This window comes from Salmonella sp. SAL04162 (assembly GCF_046551535.1).
GTDB lineage: Bacteria > Pseudomonadota > Gammaproteobacteria > Enterobacterales > Enterobacteriaceae > Salmonella > Salmonella enterica.
Map to the genome: position 1 here is coordinate 40,786 of NZ_JBGDVX010000004.1, position 24,700 is coordinate 65,485.

Here is a 24,700-nt window from a genome sequence, read left to right on the forward strand (position 1 = left end):
ACTTAATGTCGAATGAATTTAACAAATAGGTAACAATATGTAACCTATTAGTTTTTTTAATCTGAGACATTATAAATTGTCCGTTGAGGTTCTACCAGCAAATACCTATAGTGGCGGCACTTCCTGAGCCGGAACGAAAAGTTTTATCGGAATGCGTGTTCTGATGGGCTTTTGGCTTACGGTTGTGATGTTGTGTTGTTGTGTTTGCAATTGGTCTGCGATTCAGACCACGGTAGCGAGACTACCCTTTTTCACTTCCTGTACATTTACCCTGTCTGTCCATAGTGATTAATGTAGCACCGCCATATTGCGGTGCTTTTTTTTGTATAACAAACGGTTAGTTTTCCAGAGCCACCATCTCTTTCACGTCAGTACGATTGATCTGCTGTTTGTTGCCATTAGCGTCTTTATACGAAATCATACCGGTATCGTTATCGGTCTGGGGTTTACCGTCGGTCACAATGCTACGTCCATCATTGGTGTGCATAACGTAATTAGGACCGGAACAGGCGCTCAGGGCAAAAGTCAGCATACATGCAGAGATAATTGCGGCAGTCTTTTTCATCTTCTTCTCCTTAAAGCTGTTTGTGCTATTTAAAGCGGACTCCGTAACAGGCTTAAACATTCGCCTAACATTATTCAGCATAACCTCCTTTACATAATTCGCCAGGATATACAGACGATTCCGATGGTTAGGACAAACCTTGTATCAGCCGCGCTTTTACGCCACGATCGGTAAACTGAACCGAGGAATATCATGAACGCTTTTAATCCCACGCAGTTTCGCGCGCAGTTTCCCGCGCTAGCCGATGCGGGTGTTTATCTCGATAGCGCCGCCACGGCATTAAAGCCACAGGCAGTCATTGACGCCACGCACCAGTTTTATTGTTTGAGCGCCGGTAACGTTCATCGTAGCCAGTTTGCACAGGCGCAGCGCCTGACGGCGCAATATGAAGCGGCCAGAGCAAAAGCAGCGCGACTGTTAAACGCGCCCGATGAAAAAAGTATCGTCTGGACTCGCGGCACCACCGAAGCGATCAACATGGTGGCGCAGTGTTACGCCCGTCCTCGTCTGCGCCCCGGCGATGAAATTATCGTTAGCGTCGCCGAGCATCACGCCAACCTTGTGCCCTGGCTGATGGTGGCGCAACAAACCGGCGCGCAGGTCATAAAACTGCCGCTTAATGACCGACGTCTTCCTGATGTTGAGCGTCTGCCGGAACTGATCACGTCGCGCAGCCGGATTCTGGCGCTGGGGCAAATGTCGAACGTAACGGGCGGCTGCCCGGATCTCGCAAGCGCTATCAGCGCCGCTCACGCGGCGGGAATGGTAGTGATGGTAGATGGCGCGCAAGGCGCGGTACACTTCCCGGCGGATCTCCAGCAGCTTGATATCGATTTTTATGCTTTTTCCGCTCACAAACTGTATGGCCCGACCGGTATCGGCGTGCTGTACGGTAAGCCGGAGCTTCTTGAGGCGATGTCGCCCTGGCTCGGCGGCGGCAAGATGATCCGTGACGTTAGCTTTGAAGGCTTCACCACTCAAAGCGCTCCCTGGAAACTGGAAGCGGGGACGCCGAACGTCGCCGGGGTCATCGGCCTGAGCGCTGCGCTGGAATGGCTGTCCGATATCGATATTGAACAGGCCGAAAACTGGAGCCGCGGGCTGGCGACGCTGGCGGAAGACGCACTGGCGAAACGTCCGGGCTTTCGTTCGTTCCGCTGCCAGGACTCCAGCCTGCTGGCCTTTGATTTTGTCGGCGTGCACCACGGCGATATGGTGACGCTGCTGGCGGAATACGGTATTGCGCTCCGGGCCGGGCAACATTGCGCCCAGCCATTGCTGGCGGAACTTGGCGTCACAGGGACTCTGCGCGCCTCTTTTGCGCCGTATAATACCCAACATGATGTGGATGCGTTGGTTAACGCCGTTGACCGCGCGCTGGAACTGCTGGTGGATTAATGACAAACCCTCTTTATACCGGACACCCGTTCGGCACAACGGTAACGGAAGAGACGTTACGCGCTATCTTTCTCCCGCTGACCCAGTGGGAGGATAAATATCGTCAGTTGATTCTGTTAGGAAAACAGCTCCCCGCTCTGCCGGATGAATGCAAAGCGCAGGCGAAAGAGATAGCCGGCTGCGAGAACCGCGTCTGGCTGGGCTTTACCCGATCAGATAACGGAACGATGCACTTTTTCGGCGACAGTGAGGGGCGGATTGTCCGCGGCCTGCTGGCGGTATTGCTCACCGCGGTGGAAGGAAAAAACGCCGCCGAGCTGCAGGCTCGTTCACCGCTGGCGCTGTTTGATGAGCTGGGTTTACGCGCCCAGCTTAGCGCCTCACGCAGTCAGGGGCTGAACGCGCTGAGCGAAGCGATTGTTGCCGCAACGCATAAGGGTTGAAATAGCGTAAATATTCTGTCGCCTGACAGCGCCGTCCGCGGCGGTCAGGCGATGCAGATAAAATAATCCAGTCACTTTATTAGTTTCTGCATCAGATTTCCCTGATAAACATTCTTTTGATTTTTATCAGCTATCACAATGAAATTACAATGTTAGAATCCATGTTAAAACGGCGTGAAGATTTTAGAGTAAATAAAGCCACTTGATGTAGCGTAGCAGGAGAACTGGAAAATTCATACGCATCGGGTGAAGTTATAACAGGATATGGATAAGTGGAAAAATATCTGCGTAGCGGTACCATGTTTGTGGTACTGGCATTTATATTATGGGGGTTAACACCTTTATATTATCAATATTTATCAGGGGGAAATCTCGCACAAATATTGATATACCGGGTGTTCTGGTCAATTCCATTATTACTGGCAGTAAGATTGTTATTTCGGCAGCGAACGCGATTTCATGATGCCTGGAAAGATAAAAAATCTTTTTTCTTCTGCATGATCGCCGGACTTTTAATGATTGTCTCATGGTCATCTTTTATTTATGCGCTAACCCATCATCTGGTGCTTGATGCCAGCCTCGGCTATTTTATCAACCCGCTATTTGTTATTGCGCTGGGATGCATTTTTCTTAAAGAAAAACTGTCGTTGTTTCAGGCCATCGCCGTTTTTTCCGGTGTTTGTGGCCTGACTTTTCAAATTATCATGCTACGGCATTTCCCGGCGCTGGCGCTAACCATGGGATTATCATTTGCGCTATATGGCCTGGCACGAAAGTTTATACATTATGATGTGATGACATCGATAACGATTGAAACATTATGGGCATTGCCTGTCTCACTATTAATTTTTATCTTTAGCGATAGCGGGCCAATTATATCCGCTAATACTCCTTTCTTTTTGTATGTTATGACGGCGCCAGTGACAATCATTCCACTGGTATTATTTGCCATCGCGTTAAATCATACCTCGTTGATTGTCACCGGACTGGCGCAATATATAGAGCCGTCTTTACAGTTCTTACTTGCCATTATGATATTTGGCGAGCACATTAATTACGCGGAACTGCTCTGCTTTTGTGCAGTATGGTTCGGGTTGTTTCTATGCATATCTGAAAATTTATATTCCCATTATCTCCGCGCCCGTCTGAAACCGGTGTTCGGCAGGGTACAGCGCTTCTTTCGCTAACAAAGGGCGCAGGGCCGGATACGCGTCTGCGTGACACTCCGCCCCGTCCTTTTATTCTTGTCGCGCCGCTTTAGCCATGATCTTCTTCAGCGCATGGGAAACGGCGACAAAACCGAACGTTGCCGTCACCATCGTCGCCGCGCCGAAGCCAGAGGCGCAATCCATCCGTTTTGGCCCTTCTGCGATAGCTTTCATCGCGCATACGGAACCGTCCGCCTGTGGGTAAACCAGCGCTTCAGTGGAAAAAACGCAGTCCACGCCCAGTTTACCTTTACTGTTCTTCACTACGCCAAAATTATGTTTCAATCTCTCACGCAGTTTTGCCGCCAGCGGATCCTGGATGGTTTTCGCCAAATCAGCGACCTGGATTTGCGTCGGATCGATCTGCCCGCCTGCGCCGCCAGTGGTCACTAAAGGAACCTTATATCGGCGACAGTACGCAATCAGCGCGGCTTTTGGACGAACGCTGTCAATGGCGTCAATGACATAGGTAAAACCCGCGTCCATATAACCCGCCACATTATCCGGCGTGATGAAATCATCGATAACCGTTACCCGGCACTCCGGGTTAATTTGACGAATCCGTTCGGCCATCACTTCCGCTTTCGCCAACCCGACGTTATCACGCAACGCATGGATCTGACGGTTCGTATTGGTCACGCAGACATCGTCCATATCAATCAGCGTAATCGCGCCGATGCCCGTACGCGCCAGCGCCTCTGCCGCCCATGATCCCACCCCGCCGATTCCCACGACGCAGATATGCGCCTCAGCAAACCGCTGCAGCGCTTTTTCACCATACAGACGCGCGGTGCCGCCAAAGCGTTGGCGCCAGGCATCACTTATCACCACTGACATATGACCTCAGAATAAAAAAAGGTGAGGTTATTCCTCACCCCTGCTCACTATTTTCAGGCCCGATAGCGATCGCGTTATCGGGCAATCCGGTTGTCGCAGAATACCACAATCAGCCGCTAAACACGTTACCGGCGCCCGGCGCGCTTTTTAACACCCAGACGCGACCATAGTGATTATACCATCCGGCACGATGCCCGGCATCCGGGCCAATCCCCTGGTAAATATCAAAGTGCTGGCCTTTAATCGCTCCGCCGACATCCAGTGCGACCATCAAACGTAGCTCATACTGACCGCTAAATTTACCGTTGTTATCCAGCAACGGTACTTCCGCCAACAAGGTCGTGCCAGGCGGAATGATGCTGCGGTCGGAGGCGACGGATGCTCGCCCAATCAGCGGTACAGCGCTGGCGCCTTTGACCGGCGCAAAAGATTGCGGCTTAAAGAAGACGAACGACGGGTTCTGCTCCAGTAATTCACGCACTTCCGCTTCGCTGTGCTTCTCTCCCCATTCGCGTATAGCCTGCATCGACATATCTTCTTTTTTCACTTCACCGCGATCGATAAGTACTTTACCAATACTGCGATAAGGCCAGCCGTTTTTACCAGCATAACTAAAGAAGTTCAGCGGACTACCATCACCGAAATCAATATAACCGCTGCCCTGGACATCCATAATAAAGTTATCCATCAGCGAATTACTCCAGGCCAGGATGTACTTATCGCTCAGCGCGCCTGCGTAGATCTGAGCGCGGGACGGTAAGCGTCCGCGTTTTGGCGGCATACTATAGATAGGGTACTGGAACGCGCCCTGCCGCGTATGGCGAGCCTGAACGACGGGCGTATAGTAGCCCGTGAACTGGACGTTACCGTAGTTGTCGGTGCCTTCCATCTGCCAGGCATCGATACCAAACTGGCGCATAGTGCGCGTATCGCCTCCGGAACGTAACCAGTTCTGGACAGCGTTATAGACGTTGCTTTGATTGGTGTATAAACGCGGCGACGCGGAACGGATCTGGTCGACCTGCTCGGCAAAGTCACCAGCATTAATCGGCGCACCCACTGCGTCCGGCTGGTTTACCAGGGAGAAGGGCTGGGTAAATTTCCCGTCCTTATATTGCTGACCGCGATCGGTCGGTTTTGATGAACAGGCAGCCAGCATTGCCAGCATTACGCCTGTCGCCACATATTTTGCCCAACGTCCTTTCATGGTGTCTCGTCTTCTGCGTAATCGAAAGTGCCCGGTGAAGATAACAAACCGTCCGAAGTAATGAAATGCGATCGCGATCTCATTATGTAAATTCGTTTAAAAATCGCGCTATCTGCGGTGTATTTGCGCAATTCATGAGAAATTAGCGATTTATATGAAAAAAGGGTTGCAACAAAAGCTCAGCGGAGTATAGTGCGCATCCACGGACGCGGGGTGGAGCAGCCTGGTAGCTCGTCGGGCTCATAACCCGAAGGTCGTCGGTTCAAATCCGGCCCCCGCAACCAATTACAATGAGAATGCAAGTTTAGACGGACGCGGGGTGGAGCAGCCTGGTAGCTCGTCGGGCTCATAACCCGAAGGTCGTCGGTTCAAATCCGGCCCCCGCAACCAACTTAATGAACACCCTTACGGGTGTTTTTTTGTATCTGTCGTCTGGTCCGCAACGACAGTGCGGGCAGCATCCTACTTACCCGCGCAATAAACTCGCCGTCATCTCAGGTTAACTTCTTCTCGCCAGCGTCGCCCCATCGGCAAAATACGCTTTAATGCCCGCCAGAATCGACTCTGCGACCTGTTGCTGGAACGTCGCGGTCTTGAGCTTGCGTTCTTCTTCAATGTTACTGATAAACGCCGTCTCGACCAGAATAGACGGAATATCGGGCGCCTTTAACACCGCAAACCCCGCCTGCTCGACTTTGTTTTTATGCAGGTCATTAATTTTACCAAGCTGTTTCAACACCGCTTTACCGAATTTCAAACTATCGGCAATGGTCAGCGATTGCACCATATCGAACATCGTATGGTCGACATAACGGTCACCGCTTTTGCTCACGCCGCCAATTAAGTCCGAGGCGTTCTGCGTTTGCGCCAGATATTTCGCCGCGGTACTGGTGGCGCCTTTGGTCGATAGCGCGAATACGGATGAACCGCTAGGCTGCCGGCTGGTGAAGGCATCCGCATGAATAGAGACAAACAGGTCGGCGCGCTGTTTCTGCGCTTTCGCCACCCGGACTTTTAACGGAATGAAGATGTCTTCATTGCGCGTCATATAGACCTTCATGTTGCCTTCTTTTTCGATTAACGCGCGCAGGCGGCGGGCTATCTGGAGCACCACGTCTTTTTCACGCGTTTTGTATTTGCCTATCGCGCCGGGGTCTTCGCCGCCGTGTCCCGGATCAAGCATAATAACAATGGGGCGGTCGCGCCCCGCTTTACCGGGCTGCGGCCCGCTTTGCGAAGGCGGCACCTGTTTATCCAGATCGCCTTTATTGTAGTCTTCCAGCAGCGCCAGCAGCGGATCCTGCATATCCTGCGCATTGGCAGGATAAAGATCCATCACCAGACGTTCTTTAAAGCCTGCCACAGGCGCCAGCGCAAATAGCTGCGGCTTCACGTTTTGTTTTAGCTCAAAGACCATACGCACAGTCTTAGGATCAAACTGCCCTACCCTTGCGGATTTGATATACGGATCGTCGCTGCGAATCTGCGCGCCAATGCCTTTAAGCACCGAGTTCAGATTCACATCCTCAATATCTACCACCACGCGGTCCGGGTTACTTAAGGCAAATTGTTTATATTTCAGCAGACGATTCGACTCTACCGTGACGCGGGTATAGCTGGACGCAGGCCAGATACGCACCGCAACGACCTGGCTTACGGCAGCCAGCCCGACCTGGCTCACGCTTAATAGCCACATGGCGCCCGCGCCTTGTAGTAAACGGCGACGGCTGATTGCTGAATTGGCTCCCGACATGCTTCTCCCGAGCAAAAACTAAATAGAGATCATACAAAGTTCATCCAAATTGACCGGAAACTTTAGCGAATGACGCATAATCTGTCATCTATAAAAGGGTAAACATTCTTTTTATATTCACGGCATTACTAAGAAAAGCGATCGGACCGCATAAAATTTACGCTTGCACAGAGGGCAAAAACAGAATAAAAATACACTAATTTCGAATAATAATTCACTAGTGGGGCGCGCAATGATAAAGGAACGTAAAACCGAACTGGTAGAAGGGTTTCGCCATTCAGTTCCCTATATCAACACCCATCGCGGAAAAACCTTTGTCATTATGCTCGGCGGCGAAGCCATTGAGCATGACAATTTTTCCAGCATCGTTAGCGATATCGGGCTACTGCATAGCCTCGGTATTCGCCTTGTCGTGGTGTATGGCGCGCGACCGCAAATCGACGCCAATCTGGCCGCGCATCATCATGAACCGATTTACCACAAAAACACGCGGGTGACGGACGCCAAAGCACTGGAGCTGGTGAAACAGGCCGCCGGTTTACTCCAGCTTGATATTACCGCCCGTCTGTCGATGAGTCTGAACAATACGCCGCTGCAGGGCGCGCACATTAATGTCGTCAGCGGCAATTTCACCATTGCGCAGCCGCTGGGCGTTGATGATGGCGTGGACTACTGTCATAGCGGCCGTATCCGGCGCATTGATGAAGATGCGATCAACCGCCAGCTGGATAACGGCGCGATCGTTCTGATGGGGCCGGTCGCCGTCTCAGTGACCGGCGAAAGTTTTAATCTGACCTCAGAAGAGATTGCCACTCAACTCGCCGTTAAACTGAAAGCGGAAAAAATGATCGGTTTCTGTTCTTCTCAGGGCGTTACCAATAGCGAGGGCGGCATCATTTCTGAACTCTTCCCGAATGAAGCGCAGGCGCGGGTGGAAGAGTTGGAAGCGCAGGGCGATTACAACTCCGGAACCGTACGTTTTTTGCGCGGCGCGGTAAAAGCCTGTCGTAGCGGCGTTCGTCGTTGCCATCTGATCAGCTATCAGGAAGATGGCTCGCTATTACAGGAACTGTTCTCGCGTGATGGTATCGGTACGCAGATCGTCATGGAAAGCGCCGAGCAGATCCGCCGCGCCACCATCAACGATATTGGCGGTATTCTGGAGCTTATCCGCCCACTGGAACAGCAGGGCATTCTGGTACGCCGTTCCCGTGAACAACTGGAGATAGAGATCGATAAATTTACCATTATTCAGCGCGATAATATGACTATCGCCTGCGCGGCGCTGTATCCTTTTGTGGAAGAGAAAATAGGCGAAATGGCCTGCGTAGCGGTACATCCGGATTATCGCAGCTCATCGCGTGGAGAAGTGCTTCTGGAGCGGGTTGCCGCCCAGGCGCGGCAAATGGGGCTACGTAAATTGTTTGTGCTGACGACGCGCAGTATTCACTGGTTCCAGGAGCGCGGTTTTACGCCTGTCGATATTGAGTTACTGCCTGAGAGCAAGAAAAAAATGTATAACTATCAGCGACGTTCAAAGGTGCTGATGGCGGATTTAGGATAACAAAGGGGGCCTGATGGCGCTGCGCTTATCAGGCCTACGCTCGAAAGCATCATTTGGAGGCCGGATAAGACGCTACGCGTCGTCATCCGGCGAGAACTCGTCTTATCCGGTACGACTGACTTCATCAAATAAGGTGGCTAATCCGCTGCGCCGTTCTGTACGCGTCACAATCGCGCCTGCCAGGATCCGTTCATCGGCATACAGCGATAACCGCCGCCGCGCCCGCGTAACAGCGGTATACACCAGCTCCCGCGTCACGACCGGCGAACGTTGGCTGGGTAAAATCAGCGCGGCGTGATCAAATTCAGACCCCTGTGATTTATGTACCGTCATCGCCCAGGTTGTATCATGTTCCGGCAGACGGCTGGGCTGAACGGACTTGATCGTGCCGTCCGGCATCACAAACCAGACGCGTAACCCCTGTCCGCGATCGAGCGCAATACCAATATCGCCGTTAAATAACCCCAACGCGCTATCGTTGCGCGCAATCATTACCGGACGCCCTTCATACCAGCGAGAGTGCGGATGCCGCTGAATTTTTCGTTGCTGCACCATCGCCTGCTCAATGCGGTCATTCAGTCCCCTCACGCCAAATGGGCCTTCACGCAGCGCGCAAAGCAGTTGATACTCATTGAAAGCCTGCAGGATTGCCTCCGGCGTCGCTTTCTCATGCAGCAACCGCAGGTAGCGACCATAGCCCGCCAGCGCTTCATCCAGCATCCCGGCATAATCGTCGCTGCTTTGCAATGTACGCTTCTCTATATCGCTAAACCCCTGCTGAAAAACAGCCTGGATTGCCGACCTGTCGCCGCAGTTAATCGCCGCCGCCAGCTTGCCGATGCCAGAATCGCTGCCGAAACGGTAGCTCTTTTGCAACAAACAGAGGCTATCGCGTAAAGGCGCGGCTTGCGTTCCGGCCCCCGCCGGAATGGCGCTCCCTGTTAGTCGACTTAGCTGTCGGGCGCGTTCCGCCGTAAACCCTGCGTTGACATAGGCGCAAATATCGCCCAACACAGCGCCCGCCTCAACGGATGCCAACTGATCGCGATCGCCAAGAAAAATGACCCGCCCGTGCGGCGGCAGAGCGTCAATCAAACGTGACATCATCGGCAAATCAATCATTGATGCTTCATCGACCACCAGCACGTCCAGATGCAGCGGGTTGCCCGCATGATGGCGTAATCGCTGGCTGCCGGGCTGTGCGCCTAGCAGTCGGTGCAGCGTACTGGCGTCCTCCGGTATACGCTTTTTCTGCGCATCGGTAAGTGGAAGCTGACGCAACGCCGCGCCGAGCGACTCCGTCAGGCGTGCGGCCGCTTTCCCGGTCGGCGCCGCCAGCCGGATACGGCAACGTTCGCCATCCGCCATTTGAATTAATGCCGCCAGCAGCTTCGCGACGGTGGTGGTTTTACCGGTGCCGGGACCGCCTGAAATCACGGAGATACGGCGAGTTAGCGCTACGGCGGCGGCCACCTTTTGCCAGTTCACCTCGTCTGTCGGAGGGAATAGCGCGTCCAGAATACGGGATAACTGATCTTCATCTACGGCGATGGCCTGGTTAACCTCGTTAAAAAAGCGCGCAACCGTACGCTCGTTGCACCACATGCGATTCAGGTAGAGACGATCGCCGCACAGAATTAACGGCGCGGGGCTATCGCCGCAGCTAACCGCCGCAGACGCCAATAACCGCTTTTTCCAGTCAATTGGCGTAGCCGTTTCGCTTATCCAGGCGACCAGTAAGGGATGCGCCTCCTCCGTTAACGTTAAACGCGACAACGGCAGACACACGTGACCTTCACCTGCGTCATGACTAAGCAGCGCTGCCGCCAGCGTCACGGCGGGATCGTCGTTACCGGCGACGGTTAAAGCAAACTGGGCATCAATGGGCCGTAAGAGTTTTTGTTCAACGGCCTCCAGCAACCGCTCCTGGATTGTCATTGCGCCTCCTCACTCATTTCACCTGCAAACATATCATCCAGTTGGTTAATTAACGCCGCCGCAGGGCGAGTGGTAAAAATACCCTGCTGCGGACGTTCGCTATCCACCCCGCGTAAAAAGAGATAGATGACGCCGCCAAAATGGCGTTCATAGTCGTAATTCGTCATTCGATGACGAAGGTAACGGTGCAATGCCAGCGTATAAAGCTGGTACTGCAAATCATAGCGATGCGCCTGCATCGCCGCAGCCATCGCCGTCTGGGTATAAGCGGCGCTATCCTCGCCCAGCCAGTTAGATTTATAGTCGAGCAGGTAATAGCGCCCCTCATAACGGAACACCAGGTCGATAAAGCCCTTTAACATGCCGCGAACCTGCATAAAATCCAGCGCAGGGCAACCTGCTGAAAGCGGGTCGTATCGACGAATCAACGCATCCAGCTCTCCGGCGGTAAGCGGCTGGGCAATCGGCAGATAAAACTCCATTTCGACCTGTTTTTCACGCCCGGTCAGCACGCTCAGACTAACGCCCGTCTCGTTAAGGGGAACGTGTAACACGGTGTCCAGCCAGCGGGTAAGTACGGGCTCCCATCTCGTTTCAAAACCACTCAGCTCCAGTTTTTCCTGTACCCATTGGGGGTCTATCGGTTGAGTAAAATCAAGCTCTTCAAACAGGCTGTGCAAAAATGTTCCCGGCGATGCCCCGCGAGGAAATTGATGCGGCGTCATTGCCGGCGCTTCCGCCGCTTCGCCAACGCCTGCGGCGTCAATGTCGAGACGAGGAATAAGATCTTGCGCCACGCTATGTCCCCGCTGCTGCAAACCGGAATAACTGGTGACGCGCCAGCTATCATAAAGCAGACGTTGCAGCGTTCTGGCGCTGAGTTCCGCGTGCGATGCAGCGGCAATTTGCCAGCGGTCGTTATCCGTATTGCCTGGCGTTCGACACACGATATCCTCGTCGCATAGCGCCTCAATACAGGCGCGAAGGCCTGCGGCATCCATCGGTTCGCCTTTTTGCAGGAGTCGCCCAAGCGCGCTTTGGTGCACATCCGTCTCGCCTTTCTTATCGCTGCGACGCCGCACCAACGGCGCGACGCCGAGGCTGCAATGCCACACTGCACGGGTCAGCGCGACATAAAGTAGGCGCAGATCTTCCGCCAGGCGTTCGGTTTCCGCCAGTGCTATGCTCTCTTCGGCGTGACTAAGGTCCAGCACCGCCTCGTAGGAGTGCCTGTCGTGATAAAAAGCCTGGTCCTGCACGCGGAAATGGGTGATAAAAGGTAACCAGACCAGCGGGTATTCCAGACCTTTCGATTTATGAATGGTGACGATTTGCACCAGATGCTTATCGCTTTCCAGACGTAGTTGCTGGCTGGAAGCATTGCTATCGGGTTCAAGGATATGTTGCGCCAGCCAACGCACCAGCGCATGTTCGCTTTCCAGCTGCGAACCGGCTTCCTGTAACAGTTCGCTAATATGCAGAATATCCGTCAGCCGACGTTCGCCTCCCGCTGTCGCCAACAGGTTTTCAGCAATATTGCGCGCCGACATTAGCGCGCGCAGCATAGGCATCACGCCGCGTTTATGCCAAATCTGCCGGTAGCCATCAAACTCTTCGACAACCGCATCCCACGCATTTTCATCATTGTTAAGCGTTTCGATATCCAGCGCGGTAAGGCCCATCATTGATGTCGCCAGAGCGCTACGTAGCGTATTCTCACGTTCGGGCGCCATCACCGCCTGCAACACCCACAGCATTTCCTGCGCTTCGAGCGTTTCGAATACGCTGTCGCGGTTAGAAAGATAGACGGAGGGGATCGCCAGTAAGGTCAGCGCATCCCGTATCAGCGCGGCCTCACGCCTGCTGCGCACCAGCACGCTGATATCCGAGGCGCGAACGGGCCGCGACGAATCGCCATTCGTCAGCAGCGCGTCGCCCGTTTGTCCGGCGCGCAGCCAGTCGCGAATTTGCGTGGCGCACACCTGCGCCATATAACTTTGATAATCGCCCGAACCGCAGCTTTCCCCCTCCATTAGCCACAGGGTCATCGCCGGTTGAGGCGCGTCATTCACTTTAAATTGCAGCGACTGGTTTCTGGGCGCAAACTTTACCGGACTGAAGGGAATATCGCGGAACATAAAGGCGTCGTTCATCTGACTGAACAGCTTGTTAACGCTATTCACCATCCCCGGCGCGGAGCGCCAGTTAGTGTCAAGCGTATAGTGCGCGCTCACTTCGCTGCGAGCCTTCATGTAGGTAAAGATATCCGCGCCACGAAACGCATAAATCGCCTGTTTAGGATCGCCAATCAGCAATAGCGCCGTATCGGGTTGATGTCGCCAGATACGGCGAAAAATACGGTACTGTTGTGGGTCGGTATCCTGAAATTCATCGATCATCGCCACCGGAAAACGGGTACGAATCGCCGTAGCCAGCGCCTCGCCGCTTTCACTACGCAGCGCGGTATCTAAACGGCTGAGCATATCGTCAAACCCCAGCTCGCCGCGCCGTCGTTTTTCCTGAGCCACCGTTTCACGGATCTCTGAGAGCGCTCGGGTAAGAACCAGATCTTTAATCGATAGCGGTTCGCCCAACAGGTTATCAATGGCGACAAACAATGGGTGCTGGGGCGTCACGCCGCCAGCTTTGGTGCGCTCAGCTAAAAAACGCTGTGAAAATTTTCCCAACGCCTCGGGTAATTGATAATTTTTGGTCTCTTCTTGCGCCCACGCGGTGATCTTTTCGATCCATTTCGCCTGATTGCCGCGGTTGAATTTTCTGCGATCGATGCCGGATGATTCGATTAGCGCGTCCAGCTCGCTAACCGCCTCACACCACTGCTGCTTCACCTGGTTGATGCGCGCCAGGATCTGTTCATGACGCGATGCCAGCGTCTCCTCCTGCGATGGCGGCGCTTTAATGACCGGCGCTTCGCCCTGCAGATAACGATCGATATCCTTTAAGAGCGCCTTCGGCCCCTTCCATACGTCAAACACCACCTGCGCGATGTCGCGCGGCAGCGGATAGCAATGACGCCGCCAGAAATCGGCGCAGGCCTGATAACGCAACAAAGATTCGTCTTCAATAAGCTGTTGCTCAAACAACATACCGGATTCGAAAGCGTTCAGGCTGAGCATGCGCTGGCAAAAACCGTGGATGGTAAAAACCGCGGCCTCATCCATTTGTCGTTCCGCCAGTAATAACCACTGCGCGGCCTGCTTTTTGTCGCTAATTTCTTCCAGCAAGCGGGCATACAGCGGATTATCCGTGCTTTCCCGCAGACAGGCGATGCGCAACTCATGGATATTACTGCGAATTCGCCCACGCAGCTCTTCAGTGGCGGCCTCCGTAAAGGTTACCACCAGCAGTTCTTCAACGGTCAACGGACGGGGAAATGCGGCACTGCCGCCCAGACCGAGCAATAACCGCAGATACAGCGCCGCGATAGTAAACGTTTTGCCTGTGCCCGCTGATGCTTCAATCAGACGCTCGCCTGTCAGGGGCAAGCGCAGAGGATCAAGAGTCTCGGCGACATCATTCATTCTTTTCGCTCATTAGAGGTAACGTTTGCTGCAATGCGCTGACGTTATCCCACACTTTCCAGCCTGTCGGATGCACGTATTCTGCTTTTCCATTCTGGCTACCGGCAATCTGTGACAATATTGCCATACCTTGTGGTTCCACCACCGCCTGGTGGAAGAAGTCGGCAAGCTTTTGTGGCGTCAGCAATTTTATCTGAGCGATGATTTTATCACGCGAGTCAAAGCGCATATTACCCCGATCGAAATCCTTGCTTAAACGGGATGCTTCTTCGCCCAACGTTTGCGGCGCCTGGCGCATTTGCGTAATGATCGCCTGCTGAATTTGGGCGAACTCTTCCGGCTTCATCGCCCTCAGCTTCGCCTCGGCGTCAGGGAAAAATGCCTGATAGCGTTGCCACAGGTAAGAGGGCTGTTTATCGTTGCTCTGTAGCAGGAATCCCATTCCCCACTGACGGCCAACGCTCATCGGAAAGGCGAAAACGGCGTATCCCAGTTGCTCTTCGGTTCGTAGCTGATTGTAAAACCACGGTTGAACAATCTGACCTAACATCGCGCTGTAGGCGGCGCTGACGTACTCGTCGTAGCCGACCGGGACAAAGACCGCGGCTAACGCGGAGTCGGTGCTACTGCCCGCTTTTTCAAATATTACGGACTGCTTTTTCTCAACCACCACGTCTTTGTTGCGACACCACGCCGATCCGTTCGCCGCGAGCTGTTTTTGAACATCTTGCGCCAGAGAGGTCGCCTGGGCTTCGCTCATATTCCCTATAACCAGAAATTCCGGACGAGCGCCCGTTTTTAACGCATTACGATAGGCCATTACCTCTTTCAACGTAATGGACGGCAGCAAAGCGCGACGTTCATCACGGGAAAAATAAGGCACCTGCGAAATCATCTGCACCGGCATAATCGCCTGCTCGTAGGCTTTTCCCTTCTCCGCAGAATCCATCATCTGCGTATACCAGGATTTCGCCTGCGCCAGCTGTTCTTCCGTGGCGTCGTAGCTAAAATATCCTTCCAGCAACGCCAGGAAAAGCTGCGGCAAACGCTGGGTATAACCGTTCGCAGTGACCATCAGACCATTGTTGGCATTAGTAGAAAAGCTAATGCCGCCCACTGCCGCCTGGTTGCTGAGCTGATCGAGCGCCATTCCCGCCAGATAATCATTAAGGGCGAACAGTACCTGATTGCGGGCGCTGTCCATCGCCTGCGGATTACGCAATACCACGCTCACGTCAGCTTTTGGCTCGCTGGCGAAATAACGACTCGGCGCATAAACCACGCGCAAATCTGCTTTATCGACAATCAGTTCTGGCCGCACGTAGTTTTTGTCATTCTTAACAAGCGTAAAATCATCAGGAATATAGGGGTTTAACCCCGGCAGCGACAACGCAATGCCCTGTGCTTTTTGCTGCCAGTTTTTAAACGTCTGTTCGCTAATCTTATCGACCTGATAAGGCGCATCCACAAAATACGCAATCTTATTATGGGGTTCCTGGGGACTAATGTACCAGATGCGCGCATTCTGCGGCGTCATCATCGCCAGGCGATTTTTGATAGCGGCAGGATCGTAACGATCGGCGATATTCGCCGCATCCAGCGTATGCGCTACCGGGACGCGGATCATAGTGTCCGCCAGCCATTCGACATAGTCCATATCGCGGGTAATCGACGGATAGCGGAAGTCGAGATCCAGCACATGCGCCAGCTCGTCAAAGTAACGTTTATCTATCCCTTTTTCACGTAACGTATTGAGATAGCTAAAGATAGCTGCGACGACTTCATCACGATTGGCCAAACCTTTATCAGTCAGCGTTGCCGAAATGGCAAATACGCCGCTGTTACCATTAACAATCGGATCGGAATCCGCGCTAATACCTTCGACCAGTCCTTGTTTTTGCAGCCAGTCAGAGAGCGTCCCCGGGCTACGATTGCCAATCAGATAAGAGACCAGTTCATCGGTCTTGCTACGGAACTGCGCGCTATTGTTATCAATACGAAACTCCACGCGCAGCACTTTACGCGGTAGCGCCGGCACGTAATGAATAATGATGCCCTTCTGCGCCTCGGTGATGACAGGTACGTTAATTTCCGGTTTTTTAATCTGTTTATTCGGCACGCGACCATAGGTTGCGGCGGCAATACTCGCCAGTTCCGGCAAGGGTTTATTACTGTAAATCACCGCCTTCATCAGATTAGATGAATAGTATTTTTCATGAAAAGCGATCAACGCCTGTTGCACCGGATTTCCCGGCTTATCGCTTAGCGTTTCCAGATTGCCGCCAGAAAAGTGCGAGCCTGGATGCGCCGGGTTAATGGTTTCGGCGCTTACCTGCGCCATACGCATACCGTCGCGGGTGCGCGCCATCGTCAGCTCGGCATTCACCGCGTTTCGTTCGCGTTCGGCATACTTTTTATCGAGCAATGGCGCGGCAATGGCGTCGGCCAGGCGATCTACGGCGCCTGGAAGCGCGTCGTTTTCAACCTCCAGGTAGAAGGCTGTTCGATAAGGCGCGGTGCTGGCGTTGTGGCTACCGCCATGTCTTTTAAGGTATTCGGCAAGACTATCCGCCTGCGGATATTTTTTTGACCCCATCAGGCACATATGCTCAAGATAATGAGCAAGCCCCTGATGAGCCTCAGGATCTTCAAGCGATCCAACGGGCACCACTAACGCAGAAAGCGACTTTACAGCCTGCGGATCGGATACCAGCAACACCACCATGTCATTATCAAGACGTATCGCCTGATACTGCCGGGTATCTTTATCGCTTTTACGGATAGTTTCTTGCAGCGGTTGCCAACCGATATCCGCCTGAACTGCAGGCCCCCAGAGGGCGACCAATAACAATAACGCTTTGAACCAGGTGCTGCGGGGCATTCACGGACCTCATCATTAACTTTCATTCCCACTCATCTGTATGGTCACGTAAACCATCGACCTGAGCAGAACGGGATATTATTGTGCTGAACCAGGCAGCATCTTTTTATCAGTAATCAGTCCGTGACGAAGAGCGCATCATAGTCGAAGCCTTTTAATTGCGCGATTTTCATACAATCAACGAGACTGATTAAAACGAAACAGTGGTAACAGGTAATGCCGGGACTGCGCAATGATAGCCTGCAACGTTTCAGATTCCAGCTGACGCCAAAGACGTTGATACCAGATATCTTCGCCTTCGCCGCTCACCATCATGTTGCCTTCATAAGCCTGTAAAAACTTTGTCCTGGCCTTCTGTAAGATATCATCGTCGTCTAACATGACATCATTTTCAGCGTCATAACAGGCTTTTATCCATGCGCCGCCGCTTTCCGGCAGTACCAATAGCGGAGAAGACATGCCTTCCCGGTAGCCTTCAATCAGTTGCGCCAGGTAAGCCATTGCCTGCGTTTTATCAAGAGGCGGAAATCGCCACTCTCCCTCTTTGCGCAAAAACAGGCGACTTTCGCCACTACCGCCGCTGGCACAATAGACAAGGTGTTCCAGCCAAAGTTGCACACCTTGCGCAACGCTGATTAAAGCGGGACGCCAGCGCAATAATCCATCCTCCTGTACCTGCGGTAGCCAGCCGCTTAGCTGAACGCCATTGCAAAGCAGATCCACTTCCAGGCTTTGGCTCGGCTTACGGCAGGCGATGACCCGGCTTGCCAGTTGTTGCATCTCCTGACATTGCGCATCCCAGAATATTTCGCCAAACGCGCCGTAAGGCAACTCTCCCGCAGCCCGGAAACGGCGAAACAAGCGTTCGGCGTCGTCCTCTTCAACCAGCGTATTGAGCAACTGTTGGTTAAGTTGATATCGCGTCAATCCCTCTAATTCAAACGGTTCCGCATCAGGAATCTCACTCTCTTCCGAGCGGAAATTAACCTGAAGCCGCATCTGAAAAAATGCGCGTACCGGATGGGCCCAAAAACGCTGCAGACTTTCCAGAGTCAATGTTTCCGGCATCGTAAAAGGAAGCGGCTGCACAAAGTCAGAATGCGCTTTTCCCGACTGACTCGCCGCAGGCAACCACTCTCTGGCATAGCTTTGCTGTTCGCCGGGTTGGTAATTTTGCGCATCAAAAGGCATACGGGTATGCAGACGCGTAATATGCGCTTTGACTCGTGCTTCGCTCTCATCACAGGTCAGCGTTTCGTCGCCCGGCAAATAGTGGCTTTGTCCGATGTAATCCACCAATTCTTGCACCAGTACAGAGGGAAAGCGTTCGCTATTATCCTGGATGGAGCGACCGATGTAGCTGATATACAGCGTCTGCTGCGCCGAGATTAACGCTTCCAGAAACAGATAGCGGTCATCGTCGCGACGGCTACGATCCCCGCGCATGGGTTTTTGGCTCATCAGGTCAAAGCCCAACGGCGCAAGCTGGCGCGGGTATACGCCGTCGTTCATTCCCAGCAGGCAAACGACTCTGAACGGAATGGAACGCATCGGCATCAGCGTACAAATATTGATGGGGCCCGCCAGGAAGCGCTGGCTAATACGTTCCTGATCCAGACGCTGCGCCAGTTCATCCCGCAGTAGCGAAATCGGTACCGCGTCGCCATATTCCGCCGCGACGCCTTCGGCGATAATGGCCTGCCACTGCTGTTCAATCAATGTCATTGCCGCTTCCGTGTCCGCATCGGGCAGGAAGAAATCATTGAGCATGTCGCGACAAACGGGCAACCACTCTTCCAGCGGTCGCTCCTGCGCCAGACCGCGCCGCCAGATATTAAGCTGCATCAGCAGCGAAGCCAGATGCCCGACCAGCTCAGCAATCAGACCGCTGGATTCGTCATAAGGCAGAACCGACTGCCACTCGCCCTGGGCGCTTTCCATGGCATACCCCAGCAGCATACGCGTCAGGCCAAATTGCCATGTATGCTGTCCCGTGGCAGGAAGTTCCAGCTCGCGTACGTTGTCATCGTCAATTCCCCAGCGAATGCCTGACTCATTGACCCACAAGCGCAAATAACGCAGCCCTTCTTCGTTGATCGTAAAGCGGGCAGCCAATACCGGTACGTCTAACAACGCCAGAACATCCTCGGAGACGAAGCGGCTGTCCGGTAACGAAAGTAGGCTGATAAATGCCTGTAACACCGGATGTGACTGACGCGCCCGCCGATCGGAAATGGCATAAGGCAGATAGCGCTCCGTTGGCGCGCTACCAAATACCGCCTGGATAAACGGGCTATAGCTGTCAATATCAGCCACCATAACGATAATGTCGCGCGGCGTTAGTGTCGGATCGGCTTCCAGCATCGCCAGCAGGCGATCGTGCAGTATTTCCACCTCGCGCTGCGGGCTGTGACAAACGTGAAAAGAGAGGCTGTTATCCTCAGGATCGAGCAGACGCTTATTGTCGCTGCGCGAATACTCCTCAAGATTTACGCCCGCCACCGCATGGCTTTCCAGTTCAAGAATATCCGCCTGAATCCGATGCAAAAGATTATCTGGCGTAATATCAACAAACGCATCCAGCTCCTGGCTGTTTTCCAGTTCAGATAGCAGGTAGATATAATCCCGCCCCAGTTTTCCCCATGAGGCCAGTAGCGGATTACCGATATCCTGTTCGCCGTCGCTGTTAAACAAGGCTTCCGGATTCTGGTTTTCACGGAACAACGGTAAATGACGGTCTTCAAAACTGTGACGACGCTGGCGGGCCATGAGTTTTGCCAGCCAGGCTGGGTCTTTAATGTCCCCCCAGTAATACCGACACGGATTAGTAAAAAGGAGATGGATTTCAATATGTTTGCCCAGCGCCTGCAACGCTCTGAGATACACTGGCGGTAACGCGGAAATGCCGCAAATAAAAACGCGGGACGGCAACCCTGGCGGGCAGGCGGTCGCGCTTTCCAGCGTTTGAATAAAGCGTTGGTAGAGATTGGCGCGATGCCAGCGTGGCTGCCCCAGCGCGGCGGTATATTCCACCAATGCTTTCCACAGCAGCGCCTGCCAGTTTTGCGCCTCCCCCAGACCTTCCACGCTTTTTCCTGCTTCCCACTGCGTAAGCCAGTCAGGCCGATAAACCAGATACTGATCGAACAGGTCGGCAGCGCGCGCGGAAAGCTGAAAGAGTTTGCGTTTATCGGTGTCGTCGGTCAGATAATGGCGCAGCAGTACAAACTCATCCTTATCCAGCAACTGTGGCAGCAAGGTCATCAGTTTCCAGCTCATGCTTTGTTTGCTGAAAGCGCTTTCTTTGGGGATATCCGGCAACACGCGGACAAACATCTCCCAGATAAAACTCGCCGGTAACGGAAAAGCGATATTCGCCGCAATACCAAACTTTTGTGAAAGGGTCATCTGCAGCCACTGCGCCATACCCGTGCTTTGAACCAGAATCATTTCTGGTTCAAAGGGATCATCCAGCCGCTCGCGTTCGACGATGAACTCCATCAACGCTTCCAGCACATCCAGACGATTGGAGTGGTAGACCCTTAACATAATTACTCCTGACGATTAACGATTTGGACAATGCAAGCGCGTCATCTGCCCCTGCCTGCCAGAGGGTGAAACCATCGTGACGCTGATGCTGACACATCCCGATTGCGTTGTCTGCATCCGGTTGGCCTTCCAGCCTTCAGCAGGCGAAAATGGATACAGCGCCGTTTGCTGCCACGCCTGCCGCCAGATCTGGAGATACTGGTGTCGTAATGCAAAACTGTGCATTAATACCCGCTGATAGCCTGACAGCGCGGTGACGATCATTACTATTAGAACCATCGCCACTAAAACTTCCGGGAGGCTAAACCCGCGTTGTAAATTCAGGGGATGCGACATAACGCCACCTCTTTTAACGGACAAAAATCGCTCCAGCCGTGGGGAGAAAAGACAATACTTCCCTGAATGACGTTGCCCAAACGCCATAACGTCATGCCGTCATCTTGCGCCGCCATCACCACCTCATCCCCCGATAATCTCCGCAAACAGACTCTTGCCCCTGAAGAGGAATAGCGCCGACATTCCATTTCGGTTACGCCTGACCATAGCTGCCCCCGCCCCCATTCCAGCGCCGACTGTACGAGCGCCTGGCGTTGTATCGCCAGGCTCTGCGTCGTCACGCGGGCGGCATAGCTGGCCTGCTGCTGATTTACGCCTTGCAGTAGCAGACTACCCAGAATCAGTATTAAAAGCGCCAGTATTAGCGAAGAAGCGCCACGTTCCCGATTCACAGATTAAATCCCGTTACGCTGTATTGCGCGTCAATAACCGTCTGAGGCTCGGCTTTGCTGGCGCCGCGCAGATGCAGCATGAGCACTGGCGAGAATCCCGTTATATCCCGTCGCTCAACGGTAAAAGCCGTGATGAGTACCGTATTGGGATCGGTCATTTTTTCCCATCCCTTCCCCTGGCAAGATGTTGCTCCGCGTAATGTTTCCAGAACGTTATCCTTCATACGGAACCCGGTCTGGTCGGCCTCTTTCGCCGGTATGGTATCCCAGACACCGTTATTATTCCCGTCCCACTGAACGATGACGCATTGCCCCTGTTCAGCAAGATGTAACCCTTCGCCAGTACAGTGGCCATGACAGTAACCCGCACGTTGAAGATGCTTCGCTACGGTATAGGTTCGCTGCCAGATTTCATCTTCCAGCGATAACTGTCGCGTGTTGTGCCAGATCTCACGCTGTAGCGCCGGTAAAAATCGTGCGGATCCAAGCAGTAAAATGGAACCTATCGCCATCGCCAGCACAACCTCCAGTAGCGAGAACCCCCGCGTGGTTATTGACACGTGGCGGCCTCCTTACGCTCGCATAGCCTGATTCGCCCCCAGGAGGAGACGACCAGACGCCACTCTCCGGCAGCGTTTTTCAGTACGATGTGCCCTGCCCATGCCGTATTGCGCAAGCCAAAGAAGGCTAACGATGGCGTGATATCGGCAAGGACGACATCACGCCAGTCGGGCGTAAACACAAAGGGGGAAGATGGCGTACACGATGTTTGCGTAGCAACAGAGCTGACAAAGCACCATGAACCGCCTTCGCTGACCACGCGAAGAATGTGATCGCGGTTATGCCAGTGAGCGTCCTCACGAAGTTGCAGCAGATAATCCCGCACCTGACATGCGGTTTGCCACAGGCGCTGTTGCTGCTGCCAACGTTGCCAGCCATAAAGTCCTGTGGCGCTGAGAATGATAATGAGCGACATCGCGACCACCGTTTCAATGAGCGTATAGCCCTGTTGTTTTTTCATGTCGGCAGTATGGCGGGCGGAAGAAAAATAACGAGCGCCAAATACAGATTGTTCGGCGCGTTACGGAAAAAAGTTCATGTCTTGCAGCGCGTTGCAAAATTTCAGGAATCCGCGCCGAAGATTGAGACAAAGGGTAAAAAAAACCGACGCGCGATAACGTCGGTTATGGCAGGATCGTCAGCGCTTAGATAGCGACCGGCGCTTTAATACCGGGGTGCGGATCATAGCCTTCAATTTCGAAATCATCGAACCGGTAGTCAAAAAGCGAATCGGGTTTACGCTTAATGACCAACTTCGGCAGCGCGCGCGGTTCACGGCTTAATTGCAGGTGCGTCTGCTCCATATGGTTGCTGTACAGGTGCGTGTCGCCGCCGGTCCAGACAAAATCGCCGACGTCCAGGTCGCACTGTTGCGCCATCATATGCACCAGTAACGCGTAGCTGGCAATGTTGAACGGCAGACCGAGGAACACATCGCAGGAGCGCTGATAAAGCTGACAGGAGAGTTTTCCATCTGCGACATAAAACTGGAAAAAGGCGTGACACGGCGCCAGCGCCATCTTATCCAGCTCGCCGACGTTCCACGCAGAAACGATAATACGACGAGAGTCCGGGTCGTTTTTAAGCTGGCTTAAGACCGTGGCGATCTGATCGATATGGCGGCCATCCGGTGTTGGCCATGCACGCCACTGCTTACCATAAACCGGGCCTAAATCGCCGTTCTCATCGGCCCATTCGTCCCAGATGGTGACATTATTTTCGTGCAGGTAAGCGATGTTGGTATCGCCCTGCAAAAACCATAGCAGTTCGTGAATAATTGAACGTAAATGGCAGCGTTTTGTCGTCACCAGCGGAAAGCCTTCCTGCAGGTTAAAACGCATCTGATGGCCAAAAATGGAAAGCGTGCCGGTGCCGGTACGGTCGTTTTTCTGTGTGCCTTCATCCAGCACTTTTTGCATCAGTTCTAAATACTGTTTCATGGTTCCTCAGGAAACGTGTTGCTGCGGGCGGCGGCGATATGCCCAAACCATCATGATCGCGCCAGCGATAATCATCGGGATAGAGAGAATCTGCCCCATGCTGATGTACTGTACCCACGCGCCGGTAAATTGCGCGTCCGGCTGGCGGAAGAATTCAACAATGATACGAAACGCGCCGTAGCCAATCAGGAATAATCCGGAGACTGCGCCCATCGGACGCGGTTTGCGAATAAAGAGATTAAGGATGATAAACAGCACCACGCCTTCTAATGCCAGCTCATACAACTGGGAAGGGTGGCGCGGCAATACGCCGTAGGTATCAAAAATAGGCTGCCATTGCGGATGTGACGGCAGCAGCGCAATATCTTCCGCGCGTGAGCCAGGAAAGAGCATGGCAAACCGGAAGTTAGGATCGACGCGCCCCCACAATTCACCGTTGATAAAGTTGCCCAGACGCCCGGCGCCCAGGCCGAACGGAATTAACGGCGCAATAAAATCAGACACCTGAAAGAACGAGCGCTTCGTGCGCCTGGCGAAAATAATCATCACCAGTATCACGCCGATAAGCCCGCCGTGGAAGGACATGCCGCCGTCCCAGACACGGAATAAATAGAGCGGGTTATCCAGAAACAGAGGGAAGTTATAAAACAGGACATAGCCAATTCGCCCCCCCAGGAAGACCCCCAGGAAACCTGCATAGAGTAAATTTTCAACTTCGTTTTTGGTCCAACCGCTTCCCGGACGGTTAGCGCGACGCACCGCCAACCACATCGCGAAAACGAACCCCACCAGATACATCAAGCCATACCAGTGAAGCGCGACGGGCCCAATTGAGAAAATGACCGGATCAAAGTCCGGAAAATGCAGATAGCTACTGGTCATCTGTCACCACAATTTCTTGTTATTTCGCTGAAGAGATAGCGATTGATAAGCGCGCCTGCGCGTTGCAGACGCTCCAAAGGTGCGAATAATAGCACAAGGGTTAAAAGCGAGATGCCGATTACCGTTAAAAGATATGTATACGCATTGTCTTTCATCTTGCAGGCGTGTTGTCTGCGCCGTGAATCCACAGTCACTTTTTCCCGCT

Annotated in this window: 18 protein-coding genes and 2 tRNA genes; 6 read left to right on the forward strand and 14 right to left on the reverse strand. The window is 53.3% G+C overall.

What is annotated here, in order from left to right; genetic code table 11:
- Positions 1-337 precede the first annotated feature (337 nt).
- Positions 338-565, reverse strand: a complete 228-nt coding sequence (locus ACLJRH_RS09180) for a YgdI/YgdR family lipoprotein (protein ID WP_000750393.1) — start codon at positions 563-565, stop codon at positions 338-340.
- Between the two features lie 192 nt (positions 566-757).
- Between ACLJRH_RS09180 and csdA the strand changes: the two genes are divergently transcribed.
- From csdA to rarD, 3 genes are all read left to right on the forward strand, one after another.
- Positions 758-1,963, forward strand: a complete 1,206-nt coding sequence (csdA, locus tag ACLJRH_RS09185; RefSeq protein ID WP_000991052.1) for a cysteine desulfurase CsdA — start codon at positions 758-760, stop codon at positions 1,961-1,963.
- The gene (gene csdE / locus ACLJRH_RS09190) at positions 1,963-2,406 is read left to right on the forward strand and encodes a cysteine desulfurase sulfur acceptor subunit CsdE (protein ID WP_000184198.1); all 444 of its coding nucleotides are present in this window, start codon (positions 1,963-1,965) and stop codon (positions 2,404-2,406) included. Before csdA ends, csdE begins: the two co-directional genes overlap by 1 nt.
- Positions 2,407-2,705: 299 nt before the next feature.
- Positions 2,706-3,593 (forward strand): EamA family transporter RarD, encoded by an 888-nt coding sequence (rarD, locus tag ACLJRH_RS09195; protein WP_077906266.1) that lies wholly within the window; start codon positions 2,706-2,708, stop codon positions 3,591-3,593.
- Between the two features lie 51 nt (positions 3,594-3,644).
- On the opposite strand, the gene tcdA is transcribed toward rarD, so the two are convergent.
- A complete protein-coding gene (gene tcdA, locus ACLJRH_RS09200) occupies positions 3,645-4,451 on the reverse strand; it encodes a tRNA cyclic N6-threonylcarbamoyladenosine(37) synthase TcdA (RefSeq protein ID WP_023136655.1) in 807 nt (268 codons plus the stop codon).
- A gap of 109 nt (positions 4,452-4,560) precedes the next feature.
- A complete protein-coding gene (gene mltA / locus ACLJRH_RS09205) occupies positions 4,561-5,658 on the reverse strand; it encodes a murein transglycosylase A (protein WP_000678621.1) in 1,098 nt (365 codons plus the stop codon).
- A 207-nt stretch (positions 5,659-5,865) separates the two neighbouring features.
- Between mltA and ACLJRH_RS09210 the strand changes: the two genes are divergently transcribed.
- Together ACLJRH_RS09210 and ACLJRH_RS09215 are read left to right on the forward strand one after the other, a co-directional pair.
- Positions 5,866-5,942: transfer RNA gene (locus ACLJRH_RS09210), tRNA-Met, on the forward strand.
- A 29-nt stretch (positions 5,943-5,971) separates the two neighbouring features.
- Positions 5,972-6,048, forward strand: a tRNA-Met gene (locus ACLJRH_RS09215).
- A gap of 109 nt (positions 6,049-6,157) precedes the next feature.
- On the opposite strand, the gene amiC is transcribed toward ACLJRH_RS09215, so the two are convergent.
- Positions 6,158-7,411, reverse strand: coding sequence for an N-acetylmuramoyl-L-alanine amidase AmiC (gene amiC, locus ACLJRH_RS09220; protein WP_000011919.1), 1,254 nt, complete (start codon positions 7,409-7,411; stop codon positions 6,158-6,160).
- A gap of 232 nt (positions 7,412-7,643) precedes the next feature.
- Between amiC and argA the strand changes: the two genes are divergently transcribed.
- Complete coding sequence (argA, locus tag ACLJRH_RS09225; RefSeq protein WP_023136656.1) at positions 7,644-8,975, forward strand: amino-acid N-acetyltransferase; 1,332 nt, start codon at positions 7,644-7,646, stop codon at positions 8,973-8,975.
- Positions 8,976-9,077: 102 nt separating this feature from the next.
- On the opposite strand, the gene recD is transcribed toward argA, so the two are convergent.
- The 10 genes from recD to lgt form a co-directional block, all read right to left on the reverse strand.
- Positions 9,078-10,913 carry an exodeoxyribonuclease V subunit alpha gene (gene recD, locus ACLJRH_RS09230; protein ID WP_023136657.1) on the reverse strand — a complete coding sequence of 612 codons (1,836 nt, stop codon included), beginning with the start codon at positions 10,911-10,913 and terminating at the stop codon, positions 9,078-9,080.
- Positions 10,910-14,455: an exodeoxyribonuclease V subunit beta gene (gene recB / locus ACLJRH_RS09235; RefSeq protein WP_023136658.1), complete on the reverse strand. Its 3,546-nt coding sequence runs from the start codon at positions 14,453-14,455 to the stop codon at positions 10,910-10,912. Before recB ends, recD begins: the two co-directional genes overlap by 4 nt.
- A complete protein-coding gene (gene ptrA, locus ACLJRH_RS09240; protein ID WP_023136659.1) occupies positions 14,448-17,336 on the reverse strand; it encodes a pitrilysin in 2,889 nt (962 codons plus the stop codon). Before ptrA ends, recB begins: the two co-directional genes overlap by 8 nt.
- A gap of 177 nt (positions 17,337-17,513) precedes the next feature.
- Complete coding sequence (recC, locus tag ACLJRH_RS09245; protein ID WP_023136660.1) at positions 17,514-20,885, reverse strand: exodeoxyribonuclease V subunit gamma; 3,372 nt, start codon at positions 20,883-20,885, stop codon at positions 17,514-17,516.
- Between the two features lie 15 nt (positions 20,886-20,900).
- Complete coding sequence (locus tag ACLJRH_RS09250) at positions 20,901-21,221, reverse strand: prepilin-type N-terminal cleavage/methylation domain-containing protein (RefSeq protein ID WP_000019285.1); 321 nt, start codon at positions 21,219-21,221, stop codon at positions 20,901-20,903.
- A complete protein-coding gene (locus ACLJRH_RS09255) occupies positions 21,206-21,613 on the reverse strand; it encodes a DUF2509 family protein (protein ID WP_001078532.1) in 408 nt (135 codons plus the stop codon). The genes ACLJRH_RS09250 and ACLJRH_RS09255 overlap by 16 nt, the downstream gene beginning before the upstream one ends.
- A complete protein-coding gene (locus ACLJRH_RS09260) occupies positions 21,610-22,173 on the reverse strand; it encodes a prepilin peptidase-dependent protein (RefSeq protein WP_000029156.1) in 564 nt (187 codons plus the stop codon). The genes ACLJRH_RS09255 and ACLJRH_RS09260 overlap by 4 nt, the downstream gene beginning before the upstream one ends.
- Positions 22,164-22,634 carry a prepilin peptidase-dependent protein gene (locus ACLJRH_RS09265; RefSeq protein ID WP_023136661.1) on the reverse strand — a complete coding sequence of 157 codons (471 nt, stop codon included), beginning with the start codon at positions 22,632-22,634 and terminating at the stop codon, positions 22,164-22,166. Before ACLJRH_RS09265 ends, ACLJRH_RS09260 begins: the two co-directional genes overlap by 10 nt.
- Before the next feature lie 184 nt (positions 22,635-22,818).
- Complete coding sequence (thyA, locus tag ACLJRH_RS09270; protein ID WP_000816247.1) at positions 22,819-23,613, reverse strand: thymidylate synthase; 795 nt, start codon at positions 23,611-23,613, stop codon at positions 22,819-22,821.
- A gap of 6 nt (positions 23,614-23,619) precedes the next feature.
- On the reverse strand, positions 23,620-24,495 hold the full coding sequence (gene lgt / locus ACLJRH_RS09275) for a prolipoprotein diacylglyceryl transferase (RefSeq protein WP_000204647.1): 876 nt from the start codon (positions 24,493-24,495) through the stop codon (positions 23,620-23,622).
- Between the last annotated feature and the right edge of the window lie 205 nt (positions 24,496-24,700).

Excerpts from the sequence above, each read along its gene's own strand:
- csdE (WP_000184198.1), top strand. The coding sequence starts at position 1,963 with ATGACAAACCCTCTTTATACCGGACACCCGTTCGGCACAACGGTAACG.
- tcdA (WP_023136655.1), bottom strand. The coding sequence starts at position 4,451 with ATGTCAGTGGTGATAAGTGATGCCTGGCGCCAACGCTTTGGCGGCACC.
- csdA (WP_000991052.1), top strand. The coding sequence starts at position 758 with ATGAACGCTTTTAATCCCACGCAGTTTCGCGCGCAGTTTCCCGCGCTA.
- recB (WP_023136658.1), bottom strand. The coding sequence starts at position 14,455 with ATGAATGATGTCGCCGAGACTCTTGATCCTCTGCGCTTGCCCCTGACA.
- ptrA (WP_023136659.1), bottom strand. The coding sequence starts at position 17,336 with ATGCCCCGCAGCACCTGGTTCAAAGCGTTATTGTTATTGGTCGCCCTC.
- rarD (WP_077906266.1), top strand. The coding sequence starts at position 2,706 with ATGTTTGTGGTACTGGCATTTATATTATGGGGGTTAACACCTTTATAT.
- ACLJRH_RS09265 (WP_023136661.1), bottom strand. The coding sequence starts at position 22,634 with ATGAAAAAACAACAGGGCTATACGCTCATTGAAACGGTGGTCGCGATG.
- ACLJRH_RS09180 (WP_000750393.1), bottom strand. The coding sequence starts at position 565 with ATGAAAAAGACTGCCGCAATTATCTCTGCATGTATGCTGACTTTTGCC.
- thyA (WP_000816247.1), bottom strand. The coding sequence starts at position 23,613 with ATGAAACAGTATTTAGAACTGATGCAAAAAGTGCTGGATGAAGGCACA.
- recC (WP_023136660.1), bottom strand. The coding sequence starts at position 20,885 with ATGTTAAGGGTCTACCACTCCAATCGTCTGGATGTGCTGGAAGCGTTG.
- recD (WP_023136657.1), bottom strand. The coding sequence starts at position 10,913 with ATGACAATCCAGGAGCGGTTGCTGGAGGCCGTTGAACAAAAACTCTTA.
- amiC (WP_000011919.1), bottom strand. The coding sequence starts at position 7,411 with ATGTCGGGAGCCAATTCAGCAATCAGCCGTCGCCGTTTACTACAAGGC.
- argA (WP_023136656.1), top strand. The coding sequence starts at position 7,644 with ATGATAAAGGAACGTAAAACCGAACTGGTAGAAGGGTTTCGCCATTCA.
- ACLJRH_RS09250 (WP_000019285.1), bottom strand. The coding sequence starts at position 21,221 with ATGTCGCATCCCCTGAATTTACAACGCGGGTTTAGCCTCCCGGAAGTT.
- mltA (WP_000678621.1), bottom strand. The coding sequence starts at position 5,658 with ATGAAAGGACGTTGGGCAAAATATGTGGCGACAGGCGTAATGCTGGCA.
- lgt (WP_000204647.1), bottom strand. The coding sequence starts at position 24,495 with ATGACCAGTAGCTATCTGCATTTTCCGGACTTTGATCCGGTCATTTTC.